Source organism: Streptomyces sp. WAC05374 (assembly GCF_004353505.1).
Classification (GTDB): domain Bacteria; phylum Actinomycetota; class Actinomycetes; order Streptomycetales; family Streptomycetaceae; genus Streptomyces.
In genome coordinates, this window is sequence record NZ_SMNQ01000011.1 from 32,132 (window position 1) to 58,021 (window position 25,890).

The 25,890-nt window shown below is 74.4% G+C and carries 18 protein-coding genes; 11 read left to right on the forward strand and 7 right to left on the reverse strand.

What is annotated here, in order from left to right; genetic code table 11:
• The first annotated feature begins 364 nt into the window (after window positions 1–364).
• Window positions 365–1,111, forward strand: a complete 747-nt coding sequence (locus tag E2B92_RS20865) for a ferritin-like fold-containing protein (RefSeq protein WP_126886053.1) — start codon at window positions 365–367, stop codon at window positions 1,109–1,111.
• A gap of 18 nt (window positions 1,112–1,129) precedes the next feature.
• Here E2B92_RS20865 and E2B92_RS20870 read toward each other — a convergent pair whose 3' ends face one another.
• From E2B92_RS20870 to E2B92_RS20885, 4 genes are all read right to left on the reverse strand, one after another.
• Complete coding sequence (locus E2B92_RS20870; protein ID WP_126886051.1) at window positions 1,130–1,402, reverse strand: hypothetical protein; 273 nt, start codon at window positions 1,400–1,402, stop codon at window positions 1,130–1,132.
• A gap of 144 nt (window positions 1,403–1,546) precedes the next feature.
• Window positions 1,547–1,774 (reverse strand): DUF3107 domain-containing protein, encoded by a 228-nt coding sequence (locus tag E2B92_RS20875; RefSeq protein ID WP_185923617.1) that lies wholly within the window; start codon window positions 1,772–1,774, stop codon window positions 1,547–1,549.
• Window positions 1,775–1,859: 85 nt separating this feature from the next.
• Window positions 1,860–2,501 (reverse strand): TetR/AcrR family transcriptional regulator, encoded by a 642-nt coding sequence (locus tag E2B92_RS20880; protein ID WP_126886047.1) that lies wholly within the window; start codon window positions 2,499–2,501, stop codon window positions 1,860–1,862.
• A 145-nt stretch (window positions 2,502–2,646) separates the two neighbouring features.
• Window positions 2,647–2,874 (reverse strand): hypothetical protein, encoded by a 228-nt coding sequence (locus tag E2B92_RS20885; protein ID WP_126886045.1) that lies wholly within the window; start codon window positions 2,872–2,874, stop codon window positions 2,647–2,649.
• Between the two features lie 155 nt (window positions 2,875–3,029).
• Here E2B92_RS20885 and E2B92_RS20890 point away from each other — a divergent pair, with 155 nt between their 5' ends.
• The 7 genes from E2B92_RS20890 (at window position 3,030) to moeZ (ending at window position 11,807) form a co-directional block, all read left to right on the forward strand.
• Window positions 3,030–4,001: an alpha/beta fold hydrolase gene (locus tag E2B92_RS20890; RefSeq protein WP_126886044.1), complete on the forward strand. Its 972-nt coding sequence runs from the start codon at window positions 3,030–3,032 to the stop codon at window positions 3,999–4,001.
• 8 nt (window positions 4,002–4,009) lie between these two features.
• Entirely contained in the window at window positions 4,010–5,305 is a 1,296-nt protein-coding gene (locus E2B92_RS20895) for a DUF3152 domain-containing protein (RefSeq protein WP_126886042.1), read from the forward strand.
• A gap of 193 nt (window positions 5,306–5,498) precedes the next feature.
• Window positions 5,499–7,385, forward strand: coding sequence for a DUF3492 domain-containing protein (locus E2B92_RS20900; protein WP_133087636.1), 1,887 nt, complete (start codon window positions 5,499–5,501; stop codon window positions 7,383–7,385).
• A gap of 286 nt (window positions 7,386–7,671) precedes the next feature.
• Window positions 7,672–8,712, forward strand: a complete 1,041-nt coding sequence (locus E2B92_RS20905; protein ID WP_312846100.1) for a hypothetical protein — start codon at window positions 7,672–7,674, stop codon at window positions 8,710–8,712.
• A gap of 125 nt (window positions 8,713–8,837) precedes the next feature.
• The gene (locus E2B92_RS20910; protein WP_126888520.1) at window positions 8,838–9,827 is read left to right on the forward strand and encodes an NAD-dependent epimerase/dehydratase family protein; all 990 of its coding nucleotides are present in this window, start codon (window positions 8,838–8,840) and stop codon (window positions 9,825–9,827) included.
• Window positions 9,815–10,567: a spherulation-specific family 4 protein gene (locus E2B92_RS20915; protein WP_126888519.1), complete on the forward strand. Its 753-nt coding sequence runs from the start codon at window positions 9,815–9,817 to the stop codon at window positions 10,565–10,567. Before E2B92_RS20910 ends, E2B92_RS20915 begins: the two co-directional genes overlap by 13 nt.
• Before the next feature lie 61 nt (window positions 10,568–10,628).
• Window positions 10,629–11,807 (forward strand): adenylyltransferase/sulfurtransferase MoeZ, encoded by a 1,179-nt coding sequence (moeZ, locus tag E2B92_RS20920; protein WP_126888518.1) that lies wholly within the window; start codon window positions 10,629–10,631, stop codon window positions 11,805–11,807.
• A gap of 64 nt (window positions 11,808–11,871) precedes the next feature.
• Here moeZ and E2B92_RS20925 read toward each other — a convergent pair whose 3' ends face one another.
• From E2B92_RS20925 to E2B92_RS20935, 3 genes are all read right to left on the reverse strand, one after another.
• Entirely contained in the window at window positions 11,872–13,425 is a 1,554-nt protein-coding gene (locus tag E2B92_RS20925; RefSeq protein WP_126888517.1) for an alpha/beta hydrolase, read from the reverse strand.
• Window positions 13,426–13,505: 80 nt separating this feature from the next.
• Window positions 13,506–15,143 (reverse strand): alpha/beta hydrolase, encoded by a 1,638-nt coding sequence (locus tag E2B92_RS20930; protein WP_126888516.1) that lies wholly within the window; start codon window positions 15,141–15,143, stop codon window positions 13,506–13,508.
• A 137-nt stretch (window positions 15,144–15,280) separates the two neighbouring features.
• Complete coding sequence (locus E2B92_RS20935) at window positions 15,281–17,923, reverse strand: lysylphosphatidylglycerol synthase domain-containing protein (RefSeq protein WP_126888515.1); 2,643 nt, start codon at window positions 17,921–17,923, stop codon at window positions 15,281–15,283.
• A gap of 188 nt (window positions 17,924–18,111) precedes the next feature.
• Here E2B92_RS20935 and E2B92_RS20940 point away from each other — a divergent pair, with 188 nt between their 5' ends.
• The 3 genes from E2B92_RS20940 to E2B92_RS20950 all read left to right on the forward strand — a co-directional run bounded on the left by E2B92_RS20940 (window position 18,112) and on the right by E2B92_RS20950 (window position 25,887).
• The gene (locus E2B92_RS20940) at window positions 18,112–18,588 is read left to right on the forward strand and encodes an MGMT family protein (protein ID WP_443070292.1); all 477 of its coding nucleotides are present in this window, start codon (window positions 18,112–18,114) and stop codon (window positions 18,586–18,588) included.
• A gap of 143 nt (window positions 18,589–18,731) precedes the next feature.
• Complete coding sequence (locus E2B92_RS20945; protein WP_133087638.1) at window positions 18,732–22,292, forward strand: ATP-dependent helicase; 3,561 nt, start codon at window positions 18,732–18,734, stop codon at window positions 22,290–22,292.
• Window positions 22,293–22,326: 34 nt separating this feature from the next.
• Window positions 22,327–25,887 carry an ATP-dependent helicase gene (locus tag E2B92_RS20950; RefSeq protein ID WP_126888076.1) on the forward strand — a complete coding sequence of 1,187 codons (3,561 nt, stop codon included), beginning with the start codon at window positions 22,327–22,329 and terminating at the stop codon, window positions 25,885–25,887.
• Window positions 25,888–25,890: the final 3 nt, after the last annotated feature.

The following is a 25,890-nucleotide window of genomic DNA, read 5'->3' on the forward strand; positions in this document are numbered from 1 at the left end:
CGGCATGAGGCGAACGCTGGGGGTCGTACCGTGCCGGTTGCGGCCGGCCGCTGGTCGTCAAGACCGCTGCCGGGTGGCGCGGGACCACTGCCGTCGCTCGAGCGTCATACCGCTGAGGGGCCCCTCATGTGCGGCCATGCGCACGGAGGGCTGTCGGGTCGGAGCCGATCGGGCCACCGACCGGGCATCCTCATTCATGAGATGGCCCGCCGCGTACATACGAACATGACTGAGTACCCAGCAGGCGCATTACCACTGTACCCCGGATCCGCGCAGGTGTGTTGGGCCAATTCATAAGGAGGGGGAGGTCACAGTGGATGACCAGGGCCTTCGGACGCACGGCGGGCGGGCTATTGTGCGCTTCATGGAGACGCCTGACAACGCCGCCGCTTCCGCCGCCGCCGCCGAAGAACCGACCGGGATCGCCGCCCTCGACTGGGCCGGCGCCTCCGCCGAGCCGCAGTACCGCGCCGCCGTCGTGGACCTGCTCGGCGCGCTCGCGTACGGCGAGCTGGCGGCCTTCGAGCGGCTGGCCGAGGACGCGAAGCTGGCGCCGACGCTCGCCGACAAGGCGGAGCTGGCGAAGATGGCGTCGGCCGAGTTCCACCACTTCGAGCGGCTGCGGGACCGGCTGACGGCCATCGACGCGGAGCCGACGGCCGCGATGGAGCCGTTCGCGAAGGCGCTGGACGACTTCCACCGCCAGACCGCGCCGTCCGACTGGCTGGAGGGCCTGGTCAAGGCGTACGTCGGCGACTCGATCGCCAGCGACTTCTACCGCGAGGTCGCCGTCCGGCTGGACTCCGACACCCGCGCGCTGGTGCTGGCGGTGCTGGACGACACCGGTCACGGCAACTTCGCCGTCGAGAAGGTGCGCGCCGCCATCGAGGCCGACCCCCGGGTCGGCGGGCGTCTGGCGCTGTGGGCGCGCCGCCTGATGGGTGAGGCCCTGTCCCAGGCCCAGCGGGTGGTGGCCGAGCGCGACGCGCTGTCCACGATGCTCGTCGGCGGCGTGGCGGACGGGTTCGACCTGGCGGCGGTGGGCGAGATGTTCTCCCGGATCACCAAGGCCCACACCAAGCGCATGGCCGCCCTGGGGCTGGCCGCCTGACGGACCCGGCGTTCCCGGTCAGGTCTGGGTCGCCGCCGAGCGGCGCAGGCGGCGGGCCGGGCGCAGCAGGAGCGAGAGCACGACCGCCGTCACCGCGACCGCGCCCAGCAGGGTGCCCAGCGCATGGCCGGGGCCGAGAGCCGCATGGGTGATCAGGGCGCCGAACAGGGCGCCCAGCACGCCCGCGCCGAGCACCACGCGGCGTGACGGGAGCCGGTCGGCCAGCCGCTGGGCGGCGGCCCAGGACAGCGCGAGTCCGAGGACGACGGAGCCGAAAGCTTCCCAGATCACTGGATCACCTCGCGGACGGCGGGGCGGGCAAAACGGTCACAGCCCGTACTACCCGATGCGTCTGAAACGCAATCCTGCTCCTGGGACACGGGAAAGGCCCGGCGGGTCGCCCCGCCGGGCCTTCGCGTCGTACCGCCGCAGCGCTCAGAGCGCCCCGAAGCCCACCCGGCGCGTCGCCGGCTCGCCGATCTCCACGTAGGCGATCCGGTCGGACGGCACCAGGACCTTGCGGCCCTTGTCGTCCGTCAGGCTGAGCAGCGGCGTCTTGCCGGCCAGGGCGTCGGCCACCGCGCGCTCCACCTCCTCGGCGGACTGCCCGCTCTCCAGAGCGATCTCCCGGGGCGCGTGCTGCACGCCGATCTTGACCTCCACGGCTATGTCCCTCCGAACGGTCAGCGATGCGCGGTCAGCCGCGCCGTACGCTGCACACATTAGCCCGGAGAGACGACACCGATCATCAGTGGGATTCCGAGCCGTGCAGCGGGAAGCCGGCGATTCCCCGCCACGCCAGCGACGTCAGAAGCTCCACCGCCTTGTCGCGCGGGATCGACGACTCGCTGGACAGCCAGTAACGGGCGACCACCTGTGAGACACCGCCCAGCCCCACGGCCAGCAGCATCGACTCGTCCTTGGACAGCCCCGTGTCCTCCGCGATGACCTCGGAGATGGCCTCCGCGCACTGGAGCGAGACCCGCTCGACGCGCTCGCGCACCGCCGGCTCGTTGGTCAGGTCGGACTCGAAGACCAGGCGGAACGCGCCGCCCTCGTCCTCCACGTACGCGAAGTAGGCGTCCATGGTGGCCGCCACGCGCAGCTTGTTCTCCGTGGTGGAGGCCAGCGCCGTACGCACGGCCTGGAGCAGCGACTCGCAGTGCTGGTCCAGCAGGGCCAGGTACAGCTCCAGCTTTCCGGGGAAGTGCTGGTACAGCACCGGCTTGCTGACGCCCGCGCGCTCCGCGATGTCGTCCATCGCGGCCGCGTGGTATCCCTGTGCGACAAACACTTCCTGGGCCGCGCCCAGGAGCTGGTTACGTCGGGCTCGGCGCGGCAGGCGCGTGCCCCGCGGGCGCGCCGCCTCTGTCTGCTCGATGGCTGTCACGCCGCCTCCCAAAATCGATCCTTGCGCGCTGTGCGCCGCGCCCGCCATCGTACTTTTGGGTAACCCGGCTGTGCGCGGTGCGAGCGCAGAATTTCACGTACCGGACGCCTCTGGTAGCCGGAGATTCAACGTTAAACGGATCAAATCAGCGGTAGTCGTCCTCGTCGAGATCCACCACGCGGGCCTGCTCGGCGGCGTCGGCGGGGTTCGCCACGGCCGGATCGATACGGGTCAGCGGTTCGTCGGTGCGCTGGCGCAGCTCCGTGTGCTGCTCGGCGGCGTCCGCCTCGGGCGTCTCCTCGTCGAACGCCGCGGTCGTCGCGCCGTTGTCGTCGCGTTCGAAGGTCTCCGGGTCGGTCGGGTCGACGGTCATGGGCTCCCTTTCACACGGGTGGGGTTCACATGGCGGGCGGGGGCCTGGGCGAACTGCCCTCACGTACGAGCCTAGGAGGTACCCCTTTCCGGCGCTATACGATCTGTGACGGCGAACACACCGGTGCCTGCGTGATCGTCTCGTAACATTGCCGCATGTCTTCGACCGAGCTGCCGGAAGCCGTCGCCGCCACCGCGGCGGGGCCGCGCGTGAGCGCCGTGCGGGTCGCGGCGGGGGAGCGGCTGCGGTGCGTGACGCTCCCCGGCCTGACGCTGAACGTGCGCTACCGGCCCTCGGACCGCACCGGGCTGCCGCCCGCCCTGTACGTGCACGGGCTCGGCGGTTCGTCGCAGAACTGGTCGGCCCTGATGCCGTTGCTCGAGGACGTCGTGGACGGCGAGGCGGTGGACCTGCCCGGCTTCGGCGACTCCCCGCCCCCCGACGACGGCAACTACTCCGTGACCGCGCACGCCCGCGCGGTCATCCGGCTGCTGGACGCCGGCGAGCGCGGACCCGTCCACCTGATCGGGAACTCGCTGGGCGGCGCCGTCGCCACCCGCGTCGCGGCCGTCCGGCCCGACCTGGTCCGCACGCTGACGCTCGTCTCGCCCGCGCTGCCCGAGCTGCGGGCCCAGCGCGGCGCCTGGCCGACCGCGCTGCTCGCGCTGCCCGGCGTCGCCTCCCTCTTCACCCGGCTCACCCGGGACTGGACGGCGGAGCAGCGGGTGCGCGGGGTACTCGCCCTGTGTTACGGCGACCCCGGGCGGGTCACCGACGAGGGCTTCCGCAACGCGGTGGAGGAGATGGAGCGGCGCCTGAGGCTGCCGTACTTCTGGGACGCGATGGCCCGCTCGGCGCGCGGCATCGTCGACGCCTACACGCTGGGCGGCCAGCACGGGCTGTGGCGGCAGGCGGAGCGGGTGCTCGCGCCGACGCTGCTGGTGTACGGCGGGCGCGACCAGCTCGTCTCCTTCCGGATGGCCCGCAGGGCGGCGGCCGCGTTCCGCGACTCGCGGCTGCTGGCGCTTCCGGACGCGGGGCACGTCGCGATGATGGAGTACCCCGAGACGGTCGCCCGGGCCGTGAGGGAACTGATCGACGACACCGACCACCGAGACAGGAGCTGATCCGGGGCGTGGGACGACACAGCCGCAAAGGCCCCGCACCTCAGGGCTCCGAACAGGCCACGGGCGCGGTGCGCGAGGGGGCGCGTCCCGGTGGCGGGCGACGGCGAAAACAGACCGCGGCGCCCCCCGAACAGCACCACCCGCAGCAGCACGCTCATCAGTACCAGCAGCACCAGGAGCACGCTCAGCAGCACCACGGCACCCAGCAGCCCGTGCGCGGCGGCCACCCCGAGCAGCGCGAGCCCGGCGGAAGCCGGGGCGAGCCCGGCCGGTACGGCGACTGGCGCGGCGTACCCGCATCGCGGCCGGCCCAGCCCGGGACGCCGGCGACCGGCGTGGGCGCCGGAGCCCGGATACCTGGCCCCCGGCGCGAGTTCGTCGAGGCGTTCGACCGTCCGCGGCCCGAGGCGGCGGCCGGCGGACCCGGGGAGCCCGGCGCGGGGAGTGAGGACCCGAAGGCGACGGGCGGCCGCAGCGGCGGCGGCCTGGGACGCACGTTCACCGGCATCGCGGCGGCGGCCGTCACCACCGTCCTCGCCGTCGTCGTGGCCGGCCAGGTCACCGGCACCGGACCGGACAGCTCCGCCTCCCGCCCCCCGAGCGAGGCCGGCGGGCGCGTGGCGGACGCCGGCAGCGGGGACCGCTCGGACCGTTCCGACGAGCGCGGCGCCCCGTCCGAGGCCGCGCGGCGCGCCGCGCCCCCCACGTACGCCACGCTCATGACCGAGCGGTTTCCGCTCGACCCGAAGCTGAAGGGCTCCGGCGTCTTCGAGGTGGTCCCGGGGACCGACCCGGCGCCGGGCAAGGGGCGCAAGGTGCGCTACCGGATCGACGTCGAGAAGGGGCTCGGCCTCGACTCCGGGCTGTTCGCGCGGGCGGTCCAGCAGACCCTGAACGACGACCGCAGTTGGGCGCACGGCGGCGCCATGACGTTCGAGCGGATCTCCAGCGGCGAGGCGGAGTTCGTGATCACCCTGGCGAGCCCGGGGACCACCGGCGTCTGGTGCGCCAAGTCCGGGCTGGACACGACCGTCGACAACGTCTCGTGCGACTCCGCCGCCACCGAGCGCGTGATGATCAACGCGTACCGGTGGGCCCAGGGCTCGGAGACGTACGGCGTGGGCGCGATGCTTCCGTACCGGCAGATGCTGATCAACCACGAGGTCGGGCACCGGCTGGGGCACAACCACGTGACCTGCCGCACCCCCGGAGCGCTCGCCCCGGTGATGCAGCAGCAGACCAAGTCGCTGGAGGTCGAGGGCATCAAGTGCCGCCCCAACCCGTGGGTGCACCCCGGCGCCTGATCGGGCAATTGACCTGTAGCGGCCTGTAGCGCGTCGAAACGCGACGGGTGCAGGAAAGTTACGAGCATTCACCCCTTCCGGTGGCGCAACGGACAACCGTCCATCGCGCCACCGGCATATCCGCTTACGTTCTTCCCGCTGTGAGTCGCCGGACCAACGGTGGCCGCACACAAGGGAGATCGGGGGTGTACTCGTGCGGATCGGATTGCTCACCGACGGTGGATACCCGTATGCCACAGGCGAGTCCGGACTCTGGTGCGACCGGCTCGTGCGCGGCCTCGCGCAGCACGAATTCGACGTCCACGCGCTGAGCCGGAGCGCCCGGCAGGAGGACGGCGGCTGGCTTCCGCTCCCGCCCCAGGTGCGCCGCGTCCGCACGGCGCCGCTGTGGGCCCCCGGGGACGAGGGGCGCGGCGGGCGCGCGTACGGCAGGCGTGAGCGCCGGCACTTCACCACCTGCTTCACCGAGCTCGCCACCGCCCTGTCCGGGCCGCGCGACACCGCCGCCGACGGCTTCGCGGCCGGGCTGTACGGGCTGGCCGAGCTGAGCCGCGCGTACGGAGGGCTGCCCACCGCGCTCCGGTCGGAGACCGCCGTCCGCGCCCTGGAGTCCGCCCGTCGCACGCGCGGCGCACGCCGGAGCGTGCACGGCGCCACCCTGCTGGACCACCTCACCTTCCTGGACCGACTGGAACGCGCCCTCCGCCCCCTCTCGCCCGACTGGTACGGCGAGGACGGACTCGGCGAGGTCGACGTGTGCCACGCGGCCTCCGGCGGTGCGGCGGCCCTGCCCGGGCTGGTGGCCAAACGCTTCTTCGGCGTTCCGCTGCTGGTCACGGAGTACGGCGTCCCGCTGCGCGCGCACTACCTCGCGGACACCGGCGCGCGGCTCAGCACGCCGGTGCGCGCCCTGCTCGCCGCCTTCCACGGCTGCCTGGCCGCCGAGGTGTACCGGCAGGCCGCCGTCGTCACGCCGGGCAACACCCACGCCCGCCGCTGGCAGGAGCGGTGCGGCGCCGACCGCGCCAAGCTGCGGACCGTCTACCCGGGCATGGAGGCGGAGCGGTTCGCCGCGGTGGGCGAGAGCGGCGACGGCGGTGACCCGTACACGCTGCTGTGGGTGGGCCGGACGGATCCGGCCAAGGACCTCGTCGGCCTCCTGCACGCCTTCGCGGAGGTCCACCGCCAGGAACCGGCGGCACGGCTCAGGATCGTCTCCGCGCCCGTCCGGGAGACCGGGTCCGCCACCTATCGCGCGCACTGCGAGGCCCTGGCCGCCCAGCTCTTTCCCGACGAGGCCACCGGCGCCCACGCCGTGGGCGACAATCCCGTCTCCTTCGAGGACCTCGGCGGGCCGTACGCCCCGGACCTCACCGAGGCGTACGCCGCGGCCGGTGTGGTCGTCCTCTCCAGCGTGGTCGAGGGCTTCCCGGTCGGCCTGGTCGAGGCCATGCTCTGCGGGCGGGCCACCGTCTCGACGGACGTGGGCGCGGTCGTCGAGGTCATCGGCGGTACGGGACTGGTCGTGCCCCCGCGCAATCCGCGGGCGCTCGCCGACGCGTGCCTGGCGCTGATGCGCGACCCGGCGCGCCGCGAACGGCTGGGCGCCGCCGCACGCGCCCGCGCACTGGAGCTGTTCACGGTGGAGCAGAACCTCGCGGCATTTCACGGCATTTACCTGGAGCTCATCTCCCACGCCCCGGTGCGCCGCGACGCGGACGCCATCGGCGCGGACGGCGAGCCCCGGCCGTTCGCGCACCCGGCCGAGGCGCATCTGCCGGGCCACTGGACCGGCCGCCGCCCGGCCGGCGCCACGACCCCGGCGTGGGCGACCGCCCCGCAGCCCTGGGACGCCGCTCCGGCCGGACCGGCCGGCGGCGGCCCGACGGCTGGGGTGGGTGTGAGCGGGGCGGCTGGGGTGGCCGATGCGGCCGGGGCGCTCGGCGCGGGCGGTGTGCCCGGTGGGACCGGGGGTGTGGGTGTGGGCGGTGTGCTCGGTGGGGGCGCGGCCGCGCGGGTGGTCGTGGGCCTTCCCGCGGTCGGCGGCGCGTTCGGGGGGAGGGCGGACGGCCATGTCTGAGCAAGGCACACCACTGCCCGGCGGTCACCCCCGGAGCGGGAGTTCCGTACCCGGCCCGGCCCCCTGGGCGAGCCGTGCCGAAGCCGTCCTGTCGGAGCCCGCACTCGGCAGGTCCGCTCCGCGGCAGGCCGAGCCCGGCGCGTTCGAGCCCGGCCGGTCCGCTGCCGGCGCGTCCGCTGCCGGCGCGCCCGCTTCCGGCCGGTCCGTTGCCGGGCCGGGCGGCGACCCGGCGCGCGGGGGCCCTTCCGGGGGTTCCCGGCGCGGGGCGGGCGATCCCGTCAAGGCGTTGCTGCACCGGCACCGGGAGCTGTGCGAACGGGCGGTCGACCCGCTGGAGATCGCCGCCGGGCTGGAGGCCCACGGGCTCACCGACCGGTCCGCCGCCCGGTACCGGCACCGGGACGTGTTCTCGCTCGCCGAGGAGCTGTACGCGCGCGTGCCGCGCGGTGACGACGACGCCCGGCCGCTCCCGGCCGCCGGAAGCGAGCCGGACACCGCCTGGAACGGCCGGGCCGCCCTGCCGTACCTGCTGCCCGGCGCCCTGGGCGCGCTCACCGCCGCGGGACTCGCCACCACCGGCGGGCCCCTGCGGGCGGCCATCGGCGCGGCCGGCGCGGCCGGGCTCGCCGTGGCGCTCACCGTCTGCCTCCGTCGCGGCCCCCTGCGCGCCGGGCGCACGGCACGGGGCACGCGCGCGTGGACCGGGTTCCTCCTCGCGTACGCCCTGTTCGGCGACGGCCTGCTGGTCCGGCTCCTGGCAGGCGGCCCCGACCGGCCCGGGCCCCCGGACACCGCGCCGCTGCTCGGGCTCGCCCTCGCCGTGGCCCCCGCGGCCTGGTGCGCGCACCTCTTCGCCGTACGGGCCCGCGGCAGGCTCGCCACCAGCCGGGGCGTCGCCGACTTCGCCGCGGGCGCCCGCCCGCTGCTCCTCGGGGTCGTCGCGCTGCACGGGGCCGTCCTGACCGGGCTGCTCGCGCTCGTGGGCGCCGCCGTCGACGAGGCGTCCCTCAGCGGGGCCGCCCTCGCCCTGGGCACCCTGCTGTTCCTCGCCCGGCTGCTCGCCGTCCACGGCTTCCCCCGGGCCGCCGCGGCCGGGCTCCTCGCCGCGGCCGCCATCGAGGCGCTCGCCCCGGCGGCCGTCCTGGCCGGCCGCCTGCCCGGCTGCGACGCGCTCGCCCGGCCCGTCCGGGCGGTCGTCGACACCTGGGGCGCCGCCGCCGTGCCCACGCTCGCGTGTGCGGCGGCCGCCCTCGCCCTGCTGGCGTACGCCACCGCCGTACTCGCCCGGGCCTCCGCCCATGCCGGTGGCGCCGCCACCACCACCTGACCCGGCCACCGGAACGCCGGGCCGGGCCCCGTACACCCCTTCACCGACCTTCATCAGCACAAGGAGACAAAGGACATGACCCCCCAAACCCCCGCAACAGCCGGTCGGCGCGAAGGGGGCGCGCGATGAGGGTGCTGCTGCTCGGTGCCAACGGGTTCCTCGGCCGCTTCGTCGCCGACCGGCTCCTCGCCGACCCGGCCGTCCACCTCACCGCCCTCGGTCGCGGCGACGACGCCGACGTGCGCTTCGACCTCGCCGGCGGAAGCCCCGGCGCGCTGACCCGGTTCCTGGACGCCGTCCACCCCGGTGTCGTGATCAACTGCGCGGGTGCCACCCGTGGCGGCGCCCGCGAGCTGACCCGGCACAACACGGTCGCCGTCGCCACCGTCTGCGAGGCGCTGCGCCGCAGCGGCTGCGGCGCCCGCCTGGTCCAGCTCGGCTGCGCGTCCGAGTACGGGCCCTCGCAGCCCGGCTCGTCCACCGCGGAGGACGCGGTGCCGCGCCCCGGCGGCCCGTACGGGGTCTCCAAGCTGGCCGCCACCGAGCTGGTGCTCGGCTCCGGGCTGGACGCGGTCGTCCTGCGGGTCTTCTCGCCGGTGGGGCCGGGCACCCCCGCCGGGTCGCCGCTCGGCCGGCTCGCGGAAGCCATGCGGCGCGCCATGCAGACCGGCGACGGCGAGCTCAAGCTGGGCAGCCTGGGCGTCCAGCGCGACTTCGTCGACGTGCGCGACGTCGCACGGGCCGTGCACGCCGCCTCCCTCTCGGCGGCGCAGGGCATCGTCAACATCGGCACGGGCCGCGCGGTACGGCTCCGCGACGCGGCCGCCGTCCTGGCGAGGGTCGCCGGGTACTCCGGCACCCTGCACGAGCTGGACGCACCGCCGGCCAGGACCCCCCTGTCGGCCGCCATGGGGTCCATGGCCTCCATCGGCGCCCAGCGCGGCGAGAGCGCCCCGGAGCACCTGTCCGCCACGCCCTACCCGTACCCCGACGGCTGCGGGAGCTGGCAGCAGGCCGACGTGCGCACCGCGCGCGACCGGCTCGGCTGGCGGCCCCGCATCAACCTGGAGGAGTCCCTGGCCGACATCTGGATGGAGGCCGCGTGCCGCATCTGACCAGTACGGACACCGGGCTCTCCGCGACCGGTGCCGAACGGCTCGGCTTCGGCGTGCCCGGCTACGCCCACCCCCTGCTCGCCCCGGTGGAGTGGGCGGAGCTGACCCGCCCCGGCACACCCCTGCACTGGGCCGTCCTCAATGTGGCGGACGGCCCCGGCGCCCGGCCGGACCCGCACTGCCTGGAGGCCGCTGGGAAGCTGCGCAACGCGGGCGTCCGGGTCCTGGGGCACGTGGACCTGCGCCACGGTTCACGCCCGTTCGGCGAGATCGTCTCCGACGCCCACCGCTACCTCGACTGGTACCTGGTGGACGGCTACCTGCTGGACCGCTGTCCCACGGACCGGGCCGACCTGGCCGCCGTGCGGCGCACGACGGCCACCCTGGAGGTGATCCTGGAGGGCGGCGACGGCGGGCACCTGGTGCTGGGGCACGGCTCGCACCCGTACCCCGGGTACGCCGAGATCGCCGACCAGTTGGTGACCTTCTGTGGGCCGTGGTCGGAATACCGCTGGTCGCAGGCGCCGGAGTGGACCGCCGACCATCCGCCGGAGCGGTTCGCCCACCTCGTCCACGGGGTGCCGCGCACCCATCTCGACGAGGCGATGCGCATCGCCCGCTGGCAGGGCGCCGGAACGATCTTCTTCACCGACCGCACCGGACAAAACGATCCATTCGCGGCTCTGCCCGGCTACTGGGACGAAATCGTCTCGCAGGTCGGACCGGGTGTCTCGGAATGAGGAGGGCCGTGGCAGTGTTACGGGAGAACAACCGTACTGACTACCGACCAACGGAGTCCCCGTGTCGCTGCCACCCCTGGTCGAGCCGGCTGCCGAGCTCACCGTAGACGAGGTCCGCAGGTACTCCCGCCACCTGATCATCCCCGATGTCGGGATGGACGGGCAGAAGCGGCTCAAGAACGCCAAGGTGCTCTGCGTGGGCGCCGGCGGCCTCGGCTCGCCCGCCCTGATGTACCTGGCCGCGGCCGGCGTGGGCACGCTCGGCATCGTGGAGTTCGACGAGGTCGACGAGTCGAACCTCCAGCGGCAGATCATCCACAGCCAGTCCGACATCGGCCGCTCCAAGGCCGAGTCGGCGCGCGACAGCGTGCTCGGCATCAACCCGTACGTGAACGTGATCCTTCACGAGGAGCGGCTCGAGGCCGACAACGTGATGGACATCTTCAGCCAGTACGACCTGATCGTCGACGGCACGGACAACTTCGCCACGCGGTACCTGGTCAACGACGCGTGCGTGCTGCTGAACAAGCCGTACGTGTGGGGTTCGATCTACCGCTTCGACGGCCAGGCCTCCGTCTTCTGGTCCGAGTACGGCCCCTGCTACCGCTGCCTCTACCCGGAGCCCCCGCCGCCGGGCATGGTCCCGTCCTGCGCCGAGGGCGGCGTGCTGGGCGTGCTGTGCGCGTCCATCGGCTCCATCCAGGTCACCGAGGCGATCAAGGTCCTGGCCGGTGTGGGCGACCCGCTGGTCGGCCGCCTGATGATCTATGACGCCCTGGAGATGCAGTACCGCCAGGTCAAGGTCCGCAAGGACCCGAACTGCGCGGTCTGCGGCGAGAACCCCACCGTCACGGAGCTCATCGACTACGAGGCCTTCTGCGGCGTCGTGTCCGAGGAGGCCCAGGAGGCGGCGCTCGGCTCGACGATCACTCCCAAGCAGCTCAAGGAGTGGATCGACGAGGGCGAGAACATCGACATCATCGACGTCCGCGAGAAGAACGAGTACGAGATCGTCTCGATCCCGGGCGCCCGCCTGATCCCGAAGAACGAGTTCCTGATGGGCACCGCCCTCCAGGACCTCCCGCAGGACAAGAAGATCGTCCTGCATTGCAAGACGGGTGTCCGCAGTGCGGAAGTCCTCGCCGTGCTGAAGTCCGCGGGCTTCGCGGACGCCGTGCACGTCGGCGGTGGCGTCATCGGCTGGGTCAACCAGATCGAGCCGCAGAAGCCGGTCTACTAGACCGCACGTTCGTGAGTGGGGCCGGACCCGGTGCGGGTCCGGCCCTCACGCTTCCCGGGGGCGCTCAGGAGCAGGTCGTGCCGCTCGCCGGGACCTTGCCGTCCAGCAGGTAGCCGTTCACCGTGTCCTGCACGCACGCGTTGCCGCTGCCGTACGCGCCGTGCCCCTCGCCCTTGTAGGTGAGGAGGACGCCGACGCCCGCACCGAGCTCGTCGGCCATCTTCTTGGCGCCCTCGTAGGGCGTCGCCGAGTCGCCCGTGGTGCCGACGACCAGGATCGGGGCCGAGCCCGGGGCGCTCGCCTCGGGCGTGACGCCCTCGCCCTTCACCGGCCAGTCGGCGCACCAGCCCGCTGTGTCCCAGGCCATGAACTCGGCGAAGACCGGCGATATCTTCCGGAACTCCGGCAGCAGCGCCTTGGCCTCGGCCACCGTCGGCCGGCTGCTGCTGTCGGCGCACGAGATGGCGCGCTGCGAATGCGCCTGCGTGCCGTAGGTGCCGTCCGGCTCCCGGTCGTTGTAGATGTCGGCGAGGCGCAGCAGGGCGCCACCCCGGCCCGTCTCCGCCTCCTCGAGGCTCTTGGTGAGATAGGGCCACGTCTCTTCCGAGTACAGCGTCGCCGCGATGCCGGTGAGCGCGAGGCTCTGGGTGAGTGTGCGGCCGTCGGCGGTGGACAGCGGCTCGCGGTCCAGTCGCTTCAGCAGCGCCGTCACGCGCGCGTTGCCCGCCGCGGCGCCCTCGCCGGTGGACGCGAAGTAGTTGTTCAGCGCCCGCTGGAAGCCGATGGCCTGGTTGCGGGCGTGGCCCGCGCTGTCCGCCGTCGGGTCGACCACCGCGTCCAGGACCGTGCGGCCGACATTGCGCGGGAACAAGTGGGCGTACGTGCCGCCCAGTTGGGTGCCGTAGGAGAAGCCCATGTAGTGGAGCTTCTCGTCCCCGAGCACATGCCGGACGAGGTCCAGGTCCCGCGCGGTGTTGCTCGTGGTGACATGGGCGATGACCTTGCCGGACCGTTCGGCGCAGCCGGCGCCGAAGTCGGCGCCGTCCTTCATGAAGGCGGCCTCTTCGGCGGGCGTGTCCGGGGTGAGGTCGACCCGCTCCAGGGAGGCGGCCTGGTCCTCGCTGTCGCGGCACGTCACCCCGGAGCTCCGGGCGACCCCGCGCGGGTCGAACCCGACCAGGTCGTAGCGGGCGCCCAGCTCGTGGTACTCCCCGGCCATGCGCGGCATGGCGGTCACCCCGGAGGCGCCGGGGCCACCGAAGTTGAACAGGAGGGAGCCGATGCGGCGGTCCTTGTCGCGGGCCTCCTGGCGGATCAGCGCGATGGAGATCGTCTCGCCGCCGGGCTTCGCGTAGTCCAGGGGCACCTTCACGCTCGCGCAGCGCCACTGCGAGCCGGGCTTCTCGCCGCCCTTGGGCGCCTCGCAGGCGCGCCAGTCGGGCTTCTGGCCGGTGAGCGCGGCGGGCAGGCCGGCCATCGCGCCGCTCCGGGAGGAGCCGCCGGTGGAGCCGCCGGTGCCGCCGCCCGCGTCCGTACCGCCGCTGTCGCAGCCGGAGACCAGCGCGGCCACCAGCGCCGCGGCGACCGCCGGGCCGCCGGCCCGTACCCGCATGGACATGTGTCCCCCCAACTCCAGTACCGGATCTCCATCCTAGGCACGGCCGCCGACAGCGCCCCGAGCCGGCCGCCGCCACCCGGCTACGGGCACACCGTGCCGGACTTCGGGACCTTGCCGTCCAGCAGGTAGGCGTCCACCGTGCGCTTCACGCACGCGTCGCCGCTGTTGTACGCGCCGTGCCCCTGGCCCTCGTAGGTCAGCTCCACCCCGACGCCCTTGCCCAGCGCGGCGGCCATCGCCGCGGCACCCGCGTACGGGGTGGCCGGGTCACCGGTGTTGCCGACGACGAGGATGGGCGCCGAGCCCGGCGCGCTGACGTCGGGGTGGTCCCATGTGCCGCCGACCGGCCACTGGGAGCAGGTGAGCAGCCCCCAGCCGAGGAAGTCGCCGAAGAGGGGGGACGCCGTGCGGAACTCGGGGAGCTTGGCCTTCGTCTGCTCGGCGGAGAAGCGTGCCTTGTCGTCGACGCAGTTGATGGCGGCGTTGGCGGCCTGGAGATTGCTGTAGTTCCCGTTCTGGTCGCGGCCGTTCATGGAGTCGGACAGCGCGAGGAGCAGGCCGCCGTCGCCACCGTCCGCCTCGTCGAGGCCCTGTTCCAGGTAGGGCCAGTACTCCTTGGAGTACAGGGACTGGAGGATGCCGTTGGTGGCCTGCGACTGGGTGAGCTTGCGGTCGCCGATGCCGGCGATGGGCTTCTTGTCCAGTTGGGCGAGGAGACCGGAGATGTAGTCCTCGATCTCCTTGACGCTGCTGCCCGGCAGTTTGCAGGCGTCGCCGCGCCGCAGGCAGTCCTCGGCGAAGTTGTTCAGCGCGAGCTGGAAGCCCCTGGCCTGGCCGAGCGCTCCCTGCTCGGCGGTGCCGTTGGGGTTGACCACGGCGTCGAAGACCGCCCGGCCGACGTTCCCGGGGAAGAGGTGGGCATAGACGCCGCCCAGCTCGGTGCCGTACGAGATGCCGAAGTAGTGCAGCTTGGTGTCGCCGAGCACCTGCCGCATCAGGTCCAGGTCGCGGGCGGCGTTGGAGGTGCCGACGTGCGGGAGCGTGTCGCCGGAGTTCTCCTCGCAGGCGGCGGCGAACCGCTGGAGACCGTCCTGGAAGGTCCGCTCCTCGGCCGCGTCGTCGGGCGTGGAGTCCAGCGCGAAGAACGCGTCCAGCTCGGAGTCGTCCTGGCACTCCACGCCCTCACTGCGGCCGACCCCGCGCGGGTCGAAGCTGACCAGGTCGTACCGGGTGCGCAGGGACTCGTACTCCTTGGCGAAGGAGGGCAGGGCGGTGATGCCGGAGCCGCCCGGGCCGCCGAAGTTGAAGATGAGCGAGCCGATACGTTTCGCCGGGTCGGTGGCCCTGGCCCGGATGAGCCCCAGCTCGATGGTCTCCCCGCCGGGGTCGGCGTAGTCGAGCGGGGCCTGCATGAAGGAGCACTCCCACTTCGTCCCGCCGGGCAGCGGGGAGGGGGCGGTTCCCGTGCCCTCCTGAAGGGACGGCGCCGGACAGTCCTCCCAGGTCAGCTTCTGGGTGGTCAGCTCCGTGGGCCGGTCCGGGTCACGGCCGCCCCGGTCGCCGTCGCCGGAGCAGCCGGCGGCCATCAGGACGGTGGCGGTCGCGGCGGCGAGCACGGCGGCGGAGCGCGTCGCGGGCCTGGTGGCGGAGCGGGGAGCGCGCGCGGCGGCACGCCGTGGGGTGCGGGTGGCGGCGGGCCGGGCGGCGCGGGAGGTCATGGACCCATGGTGCGCCGGGGTCCCGCCCGGCGCCCGTGACGAGGTCCATGCGGGTGGCCCGGGGGCTCGGCGGCCGGGGCAGGTGAGGCGGGGCCTGTGCGGCCGGGCGGGGCACGGGCGCACGGGGCGGGCGGCCCCTAGAGGGCGTCCTTACGGGTGAGGTAGTTGAACGAGAACCACCCCGGCAGCACCGGCAGCCACAGCGTCATCACGCGGTAGAGCAGCACGGCCGGTGCCGCCACCTCCGTGGCCAGGCCGCCCACCGCCACCAGACCGATGGTCAGGGTGGTCTCCACCGCGCCGACGCCGCCCGGCGTCGGCGCCGCCGAGCCCAGGGCGTTGCCCGCGAGGAACACCACGGCGAGACTCGCGTAACTCAGGGGCTGAGCCCCGCCCGAGAAGGCGCGGATCGACGCGTCCAGGCAGAGCACGAACGCGCCGGTCAGCAGCAGCATCCCGCCGATGCCGGTGAGCAGCTTCGTGGGGCGTTGCAGCACGTCCAGCATGCGCGGCACCACACCCGCGAACAGCGAGCGCAGACGGGTCACGACGAACTTGCGCAGGCCCGGGATGGCCGTGACGACCAGCACCAGCACCGCCACCGTCAGCAGGCCCGCGATCACGGTCCTGGACGGCGTGAAGTCCTGCGTCTTCTCCGTCCCCGTCAGGTAGCCGAAGGACAGCAGCAGCAGGATGTGCGCCCCGAGCCCGAACAACTGCGAGGCGCCCACGCTCGCCACCGCGAGCCCCGGCCGGACCCCCGACCGCTGGAGGAACCGGGTGTTGAGCGCCACACCGCCCACCGCCGCCGGGGCGACGATCTTCACGAACGACCCCGCCACCTGGGCGATCACCGTCCGCCCGAACGGCACCCGCTCGGGGACGAAGCCCAGCAGGCTCATCGCGGCCGCCACGTAGCTCACCGCCGAGAAGAGCAGCGCCACGGCGACCCACGCCCAGTCCGCCTCGGCGAACGTGGACACGGACAGCGACGCCTTGGAGATCTGGGAGATCAGGAAGTACACGGCGATGGCGCCCGCGATGATGCTGATCAGGGTGCGGGGCCGGATGCGCTCCAGCCGGGCCGGTTCCACCGGGGCCTGGGGGCGGATCAGCAGCACCTGCTGCCGGATCTGCACCAGCAGGTCCTCCTCGCGGGCCTCGTCCAGGGCCTCGTCGAGGGCGCGCTTCTCGGCCTGCTTCTCCGCGCGTACCGCCTTGCGGTCGGCCCGCTTCTCCTCCTCGGTCTTCTCGGCGTGGCCCTCCATACGGGCGTGCTTGGCCGCCTCCGAGGCGGCCAGCACCGCCTCCCGCTCCCGCTGCGCCCGCTCCTTCGCCAGCTTGCGCAGGGTGGCGCGGGTCGACCGGCTCAGCGCGATCGGCTGGAGCAGCGGCAGGCAGTCCGCGACCCGGTCCGGGCCGAGGGCGTCCACGGCGGCGGCGACCGCGCGCTCGGCCCCGACGCGCAGCCCCAGGGTGGTCAGGAGCTGGGCGATGTCCATCCGCAGCACCAGGTCGCCGGCCGCGATCTCGCCGCCCCGCAGGTCCGTGACGATCACCTTGCCGGAACGATCCACCACAAGGGCGTCGCCGGTCAGCCTGCGGTGCGCGATACGCCGCGACTGCAAGGCCTTCACCTGCTGCCAGGCGCCCCGCACGACCTCGTCGGTGATCTCCTTGTCGTCCAGCGCGTCCAGCGAACGCCCGCCGAGGTGCTCGTACACCAGCATCACGGCGTCCGGGCCGAGCTCGGAGGTGGCGATCAGCTTGGGCGCGTTGGCGCCGGCCGCGATCGCCGCGTACGCCAGCAGCGCCTCCTGCTCCAGCGCCTGGCGCAGGGACTGGATGGAGCGGCGGGTGGTGATGCCCCGGAGCGTCAGCCGCCGCCAGACCCGGTAGAAGAAGCCCTGCGCCTGCTGCTCGCGGTCGACGACGGTGACGTCGAGCGGGGGGCCCTCCTCCAGGGTGACCAGGTAGCGCCGGCCCCGGTCGCCCTGCTCGGCCAGGTCGGTGAGGTCCTCGGCGCGCATCGCGGTGACCGGGCGGAAGCCGACGTGGCGCAGGCCCGCCAGGAGCGTCTGCCCGGTGGGGCGGACATTGGGGGAGCCGACCGCGTACAGCGTGCCGTAGGCGACGGTCCAGCCGATCAGGATCGTCAGGATGATCGAGAAGGGCGTGGTGTAGTTGGCGACCAGCATCGCGAACGCGTCGAGCAGCAGCACCACCCACAGCGACACCCGCCAGCGCGGCCTGCGGGCCATCCCCACGGCCGTCATGTAGGCGATGACCGGAGCCAGGTACCCGTGGACCGGGTCGGACAGGCCGCCCCCCGCCTGCGGCTGGGTCAGCGCCTCCTGGATGGTGCTGGGCGCGGCCCTGGCGACCCACAGGTCGGTGGCGAGGGTGACACCGTGCGCCAGTACGGCGGCGAGGACGCCGTCCGCGATGCGCAGCCCGTCGCGTTTGATCAGCCGCTCGATCGCGAAGGCGACCGGGACGAGCAGCACGGCGATGCTGGAGACCAGCCCGGCGACCTTGACGAAGACGTCGGGGGCCTGGCCGGTGCCCTTGCTGATGTCCTCTTCCAGGCCGGTGGTGGTGGCGTGGGCGAAGGCGGCGATGGCGATGACGACACCGATCGCGAGGATGCCGACGAGCAGGCGCAGCAGGTCGGACGGCCGGTGCACGCGTGCGGCCAGAAGCGGCTCGTCACCGGAGACGCGGTCGATGTGGCTCTCCGCGTTCACGCACACCGTCTCCTTCGTCTGTTTCTTCTCCATCGTCTCAGGAGGCCCCGAAGTGGTCGCCACTTCGGGAGGCCGCACATCCTGCCCCTTCGCCGCGTCTGTGTCTTGTTGATCTCGTATCACCGGTCACCGCCCGGAAGATGGTGGCATGACCGGGCCGTGCCGGGGGCCATCAGGGTGCATTGCCCGCGTTGTCGGTGGTGTGGTGCAGGATGGACCGGGTGAGTGCTGAGGAGCTTCCGGAGTACGCGGAACGGGTGCTGGAAGTCGCCGAGCTGATCCCGCCCGGCCGGGTGATGACGTACGGGGACGTCGCCGAATGGCTCGCACAGGACGAGGCCGGCGGACTGCCCGATGAGGTCGGCGGCCGGTCGGACGAGGGCGGCGGGCGGTCGGACCGGGCCGGCGGGCGGCGGGTGGGCGGTCCGCGCCAGGTGGGGCGCGTGATGGCGCTCTACGGCGGCGCGGTGCCGTGGTGGCGGGTGGTGCGGGCGGACGGCCGGCTCCTGCCGGGCCACGAGCTGCGTGCCCTCGGTCACTACCGGGAGGAGGGCACCCCGCTGCGCGAGGCGACGCGGCACGGCGAGGACCATCTGCCGCGGCTCGACATGCGCCGGGCGCGCTGGGACGGCACCTCCGGCGGTAACGGCGGCGGTGACGGTTCCGGCGGCGGCGCGAGTGCGATGGCTCACAGGTGATGGCTCCGGCCGCGCGGCGGCACGGCGGGTACGGGGGGAACGGCCGTCACGACCGGGGGGAGTGGGCGTAGCGTCGTTCCGCGTAGCGTGCCCACCGCACCCACCCAGCATCCTCAGCACCAGCACACCCACCAGGACCGGCGATCCACGTGAGCTCCTCCTCGATTACCACCGGGCGTACGCCATCTCGCGGGCGGACCCCGGGCGCGTACCGACTGGTGCGTACCCCGCCGGCCCCCGTGAACCCCCCTCTCCTGGACGCATCGCAGCGCGCTGTGGTTGACCATCCCGGCGGCCCGCTGCTGGTGCTGGCCGGACCGGGCACCGGAAAGACGACCACGCTGGTGGAGGCGGTCGCCGCCCGCGTCGCCCGGGGCGCCGACCCGGAGCGGATGCTGGTCCTCACCTTCAGCCGCAAGGCCGCCGTGGAGCTGCGCGACCGGATGGCGGCGCGCATCGGTGCCACGCGCGCCCCCCAGGCCACCACGTTCCACTCCTTCTGTTACGCGCTGATCCGCGCCCACCAGGACGCGGACCTGTTCTCGGAGCCCCTGCGGCTGCTGTCCGGACCCGAGCAGGACCTCGCGGTGCGCGAGCTGCTGGCGGGCCAGCTCGACCTGGAGCGCGAGGGACTGGCGCGCATCCACTGGCCCGACGAGCTGCGGGCCTGCCTGACCACGCGCGGCTTCGCCGACGAGGTGCGGGCGGTGCTCGCCCGCTCCCGGGAGCTGGGCCTGGGACCGCGCGCCCTCGCCGACTTCGCCGCGCGCACCGGGCGGCGGGACTGGTCGGCGGCCGCCGCGTTCCTCGCCGAGTACCTGGACGTGCTCGACATGCAGGGCGTGCTGGACTACGCCGAGCTGGTGCACCGGGCGGTGGCGCTGGCCGGCTCGGCGGCGCTGCCCGGCTACGACGCGGTCTTCGTCGACGAGTACCAGGACACCGACCCGGCACAGGTGCGGCTGCTGCGGGCACTGGCCGGCGGCGGACGGACCCTGTACGCGTTCGGTGACCCGGACCAGTCGATCTACGCGTTCCGGGGCGCCGACGTCAACGGCATCCTGGACTTCCCCGACATGTTCCGCCGCCCGGACGGCCGCCCCGCGCCGGTCGCCGTCCTGACCACCTCGCGCCGCTCGGGCGCCGCCCTGCTGTCGGCCACGCGCCTGCTGACCACGCGGATGCCGCTGCCGCGCCTGCCCGCCGACAAGGCGCGGGCGCACCGGGACCTGGCGGCGGTCCGGGACGGCGGGCGGGCCGAGGCGTACACCTTCCCGACGCCCTCCACGGAGCTCGACAACATCGCGGACATCCTCCGCCGCGCCCACCTGGAGGACGGCCTCCCCTGGAACGAGATGGCGGTCCTGGTCCGCGCCGGCGGCCGCACCATCCCCACCCTGCGCCGGGCCCTCACCTCGGCGGGCGTCCCGGTCGAGGTCGACGGCAACGACGTCCCCCTGCGCCACGAGCCCGCCGTCGCCCCCCTGCTGGCCGCCCTGCGCGCGGCCGCCACCCCGGAAAGCCCGCCGGCCGCACCCGCCGCCCCCGACCCTTCGGGTGGTGCATCGGCTCCGGCTGGTGGCGCGCCCGGTGACCCCGCCACCGCCGCGCCCGGTGACCCCGCCGCGCCCGGTGACCCCGCGCCCGGTGACCCCGCCACCGCCGCCCCGGGCGACCCCGCGCCCGGTGACCCCGCCACCGCCGCCCCGGGCGACCCCGCGCCCGGCGACCCCGCCGCGCCCGGCGACCCCGCCACCGCCCCCGGCGACGCCCCGGCCGGCGACGCCACCGCGGTCCTCCGGGACGACGACGCTCCCGCGCAGGTCCGGCCCTGGCTCGACACCGAGACGGCGATCAGCCTGCTCACCTCGCCGCTCGGCGGCATGGACGCGGCCGACCTGCGCCGCCTCGGGCGCGCCCTGCGCGACGAGGAACGGGCCGGCGGCAACAAGGTGCCGCCGCCCTCCGACGTCCTGCTCGCCCGCGCCCTCGCCGAGCCCGAGCGGCTCGTCACCCACGACCCGGCGTACGCCCGCGGCGCCCAGCGGCTCGGCGCGCTGCTGCGCGACACGCGCGAGCTGCTGGCGGACGGCGGCACCGCCGAGGCGGCCCTCTGGCTCCTGTGGAACGGCACCCCCTGGCCCGCCCGCCTCCAGCGTGCCGCGCTCCGGGGCGGCGCGGCCGGCCGCAACGCCGACCGCGACCTCGACGCCGTGTGCGCCCTGTTCGACACCGCCGCCCGCGCCGAGGAGCGCACCGGCGGGCGCGGCGCGCTGAACTTCCTCGAAGAGCTCGACGCCCACGACATCGCCGCCGACACCCTGTCCAGGCGGCCCGTACGCCCCGGCGCCGTACGCCTCATGACCGCCCACCGCTCCAAGGGCCTGGAATGGAGCCTGGTCGTCGTGGCCGGCGTACAGGAGGGCCTCTGGCCGGACCTGCGCCGCCGGGGCTCCCTCCTGGAGGCCGACCGCATCGGCCGCGACGGCCTCGCCGAGCCGCTCACGCCCGGCGCCCTCCTCGCCGAGGAACGCCGCCTCTTCTACGTGGCCGCCACCCGCGCCCGCGACCGGCTCGTCGTCACCGCCGTCAAGGCGCCCGCCGACGACGGCGACCAGCCCTCGCGGTTCCTCACCGAACTCGGCGTCGAGCCCAAGGACGTCACCGGCCGGCCCCGCCGCCCGCTCGCCGTGGCCGCGCTCGTCGCCGAGCTGCGCGCCACCACCGTCGACCCCGGTGCGACCCCGGCGCTGCGGGACGCCGCCGCCCGGCGCCTGGCCCGGCTCGCCGCGCTCACCGACGACGAGGGGCAGCCGCTCGTACCCGCCGCCCACCCCTACCGCTGGTGGGGCCTGTACGAGCCGACCCACGCGGCCGTGCCCCTCCGCGACCGCGACCACCCCGTCGCGCTCTCCGGCAGCGCCCTCGACCAGCTCGCCAACACCTGCTCCCTGCAGTGGTTCCTGGGCCGCGAGGTCAAGGCGGACGCGCCCGCGACCGCCGCCCAGGGCTTCGGCAACGTCGTCCACGTCCTCGCCGACGAGGTCGCCTCCGGCCGCACCCCGGCCGACCTGGCCGTCCTCATGGAACGCCTGGACTCCGTCTGGGACGCGCTCGCCTTCGACGCCCCCTGGAAGTCCGCCCAGGAGAAGGAGCACGCGCGCGTGGCACTGGAGAGGTTCCTGCGCTGGCACGTCATGGACCGCGGCGGCCGCACCCCCGCCGCCACCGAGCACGACTTCGACGTCACCCTCGAAGCGGGGCGGTACGAGGTGCGCATCCGGGGCTCCATGGACCGCGTCGAGGCCGACGAGCACGGCCGCGCGTACGTCGTCGACTTCAAGACCGGCAAGTCCGCCCCCACCCGGGACGAGGTGGCCCGTCACCCGCAGCTCGCCGTGTACCAGCTCGCCGTGCGCGAGGGCGCCGTCGACGAGGTCTTCGGCGGCCGGCGCCCCGAGCCCGGCGGCGCCGAACTCGTACACCTGCGGCAGGCCGCGCCCAAGAAGGAGGGCGGCGAGCGGCTGCCGAAGGTCCAGGCCCAGGAACCGCTCGACGGCGCGTGGGTCGGCGACCTGCTCGCCACCGCCGCCGGCCGCGTCCTGGACGAACGTTTCACCCCCACCACCGGCCAGCACTGCACCCACTGCGCGTTCCAGGCCTCGTGCAGCGCCCGCCCCGAGGGCCGCCACATCGTGGAGTGAGCGCTGTCAGTGCGGGCGGTTAGCCTCGTTGACCGTGACCACTCGCCTGACCGACCCCGAGCAGCTCAAGGAGCTCCTCGGCATCCCGTTCACCCCGGAGCAGACGGCCTGCATCACCGCGCCGCCCGCCCCGCAGGTCATCGTGGCCGGAGCCGGTTCCGGCAAGACGACGGTGATGGCCGCCCGGGTGGTCTGGCTGGTCGGCACGGGCCAGGTCGCGCCCGAGCAGGTCCTCGGTCTGACGTTCACCAACAAGGCGGCGGGCGAGCTGGCCGAGCGCGTCCGCAAGGCGCTCGTCCGGGCCGGGGTGACCGACCCCGACGTCATCGACCCCGACAATCCGCCCGGTGAGCCGCGCATCTCCACGTACCACGCCTTCGCCGGGCAGCTCCTGACCGACCACGGCCTGCGCATCGGCCTGGAGCCCACCACGCGCCTCCTCGCCGACGCCACCCGCTACCAGCTCGCCGCGCGCGTGCTGCGCGAGGCGCCCGGCCCGTACCCCGCCCTGACCAAGTCGTTCCCCACGCTCGTCAGCGACCTGCTGGCCCTCGACGCGGAGCTCGCCGAACACCTCGTACGCCCCACCGACCTCCTCCGCCACGACTCCGCGCTCCTGGACGCCCTCGCGGACGCCCGCCTCACCAACGCCGACCTCCGCAAGGTCCCCGAGGCGGCCGCCGCCCGCCGCGAGCTCACCGACCTCGTCATCCGCTACCGCGCGGCCAAGCGGGAGCGGGACCTGCTGGACTTCGGCGACCAGATCGCCCTCTCCGCCGAGCTGGCCCTCACCCGCCCCGAGGTCTCGGAAATCCTGCGCGGCGAATTCCGGGTCGTGCTCCTGGACGAGTACCAGGACACCTCCGTCGCCCAGCGGCTGCTGCTGTCCGGCCTCTTCGGCGGCGGCTGCGGACACCCGGTGACGGCCGTGGGCGACCCCTGCCAGGCGATCTACGGCTGGCGCGGCGCGTCCGTCGCCAACCTGGACGACTTCCCCGAGCACTTCCCGTACGCGGACGGGACCCCCGCCACCCGCTTCGCGCTCAGCGAGAACCGCCGCAGCGGCGGCCGCCTCCTGGACCTCGCCAACGGCCTCGCCGAGCCGCTGCGCGCCATGCACGCGGGCGTGGAGGCGCTGCGCCCGGCGCCCGGCGCGGAGCGCGACGGCACCGTCCGGATCGCCCTGCTGCCCACCCAGGCCGAGGAGATCGCCTGGCTGGCCGACTCCATCGCCCACCTCGTGCGCACCGGCAAGGAGCCCGGCGACATCGCGGTCCTGTGCCGTACGGCCACCGACTTTCCCGAGATCCAGGCCGCCCTGGTCGCCCGGGACGTCCCCGTCGAGGTCGTCGGCCTGTCGGGGCTGCTCCACCTGCCGGAGGTCGCCGACCTGGTCGCCGTCTGCGAGGTCCTCCAGGACCCGGGTGCCAACGCCTCCCTGGTACGGCTGCTCACGGGCCCCCGCTGGCGCATCGGCGCCCGCGACCTGGCGCTGCTGGGGCGCCGCGCCCGGCTCCTGGTGCACCGGGCCCGCGACGACGGCGACACGGACCCCGACGAGCGGCTGGCGGCGGCCGTCGAGGGCGTCGACCCCGCCGAGGTGATCTCGCTCGCCGACGCTCTGGACACCTTCCTGGAGCCGGCCGGCGAGGACGACGGCCTGCCGTTCTCCGCGGAGGCGCGGGTGCGGTTCGCCCGCCTCGCCACCGAGCTGCGCGACCTGCGCCGCTCCCTGGCCGACCCGCTGATGGACGTCCTGCACCGCATCCTGGGCACCACCGGCCTGGAGGTCGAGCTGTCCGCCTCCCCGCACGCCCTGGCGGCCCGGCGCCGCGAGACCCTCGCGAACTTCCTCGACACAGCGGCCGGCTTCGCCTCCCTGGACGGAGAGGCGACCCTGCTCGCCTTCCTGGGCTTCCTGCGCACGGCCGCCCAGTACGAGAAGGGCCTGGACAACGCCCTGCCGGGCGGCGAGAACACCGTCAAGGTCCTCACCGCCCACAAGTCCAAGGGCCTGGAGTGGGACGTGGTGGCCGTCCCGGGGCTGGTGACCTCCCAGTTCCCCAGCACCAGGTCCCGTGAGTCCTGGACCTCCCAGCCCCAGGTGCTGCCGCACGGGCTGCGCGGTGACGCCCCGACCCTGCCGGCGATCGAGGACTGGGACGCCAAGGCACTGAAGTCCTTCAAGGACGCCATGAAGGACCACCAGCACACCGAGGAGCTCCGCCTCGGATACGTCACCTTCACCCGCCCCCGCACCCTGCTCCTCGGTTCGGCCCACTGGTGGGGCCCCTCCCAGAAGCGCCCCCGGGGCCCGTCCGCGTTCCTGGACGCGCTGTACGACCACTGCGCGGCGGGCTTCGGCGAGATCGAGGCCTGGGCGGACGAGCCGGCCGAGGACGCCGAGAACCCGATGCTCCAGGAGTCCACGGCCGACCACGCCTGGCCGCTGCCCCTGGACCCCGTCTCGCTGGCCCACCGCCGCGCCGCCGCCGACAAGGTCATGGCCTACCTGGACGCCCACCCGGAGCCCGTGCCGCCCGCCACCACCGGGCACCGCCCCGATCCCGGGGAGCCGTGGCCGGGCGACCTCGCGGACGGACCGTGGCCCGACGACCTCGCGGACATGGACGAGCCGTGGCCCGACGGCCCCGACCACTCCGGTGACCCCGACGACCCCGCCGGCTGGGACGACTGGGCGACCGAGCCGCCCGCCGGGCCCTCGGCCGCCGACGGCGCGGAGCCGGCCGGCACCTCCGGCGGCCCAGTGGGGGCGACCGGCACCTCCGCCGCGCCGCACCCGTCCCTGCCCGCGCCCCGGCGCGCGGGCCCGCCCCCGGAGCCGGAAAGGCACGGCACGGAACACCGCCTCACCCCCGAGGAGGCCCGCACCATCGCCTCCTGGGACCGCGACCTCGACGCCCTCACCGGTGAGCTGCTCCGCGCCCGCGCCACCACCCGCGACGTCCTGCTCCCACCGTCCCTGTCGGCCTCCCAGCTCCTGCGGCTGGCCGCCGACCCCGACGCGTTCGCCCAGGAGCTGGCCCGGCCCATGCCGCGACCGCCGCAGCCCGCGGCGCGGCGCGGGACGCGGTTCCACGCGTGGGTGGAGGCCCGTTTCGAGGAGCTGCCGCTGCCGGTGCCGGGCCCCGACGACCTGCCCGGCGGGGAGGCGGACGGCGACGAGCCGGAGATCGCCGACGAGCGGGACCTGGCCGCCCTGAAGGAGGCGTTCGAGAGGACCCCGTACGCCCGCCGCACCCCGCACCGCGTCGAGGCGCCCTTCCAGCTCGCCCTCGCGGGCCGGGTGATCCGGGGCCGTATCGACGCCGTCTACCGCGACCGCGAGAGCGGCACGTACGAGATCGTCGACTGGAAGACCAACCGCTCCCGCACCGCCGACCCCCTCCAGCTCGCGGTGTACCGCCTCGCCTGGGCCGAGCAGCACGGGCTGCCGCTCGACGCGGTCACGGCCGCCTTCGTCTACGTACGGACGGGTGAGGTCGTACGCCCCGACGACCTCCCCGGGCGGGACGGGCTCGAGCGCATCCTGCTCCGTGGGACGGCCGACGGGACGGGCCCCGATCCCGGATAGGCT

Excerpts from the sequence above, each read along its gene's own strand:
- E2B92_RS20865 (WP_126886053.1), top strand. The coding sequence starts at position 365 with ATGGAGACGCCTGACAACGCCGCCGCTTCCGCCGCCGCCGCCGAAGAA.
- E2B92_RS20885 (WP_126886045.1), bottom strand. The coding sequence starts at position 2,874 with ATGACCGTCGACCCGACCGACCCGGAGACCTTCGAACGCGACGACAAC.
- E2B92_RS20890 (WP_126886044.1), top strand. The coding sequence starts at position 3,030 with ATGTCTTCGACCGAGCTGCCGGAAGCCGTCGCCGCCACCGCGGCGGGG.
- E2B92_RS20910 (WP_126888520.1), top strand. The coding sequence starts at position 8,838 with ATGAGGGTGCTGCTGCTCGGTGCCAACGGGTTCCTCGGCCGCTTCGTC.
- E2B92_RS20925 (WP_126888517.1), bottom strand. The coding sequence starts at position 13,425 with ATGTCCATGCGGGTACGGGCCGGCGGCCCGGCGGTCGCCGCGGCGCTG.
- E2B92_RS20930 (WP_126888516.1), bottom strand. The coding sequence starts at position 15,143 with ATGACCTCCCGCGCCGCCCGGCCCGCCGCCACCCGCACCCCACGGCGT.
- E2B92_RS20935 (WP_126888515.1), bottom strand. The coding sequence starts at position 17,923 with ATGGAGAAGAAACAGACGAAGGAGACGGTGTGCGTGAACGCGGAGAGC.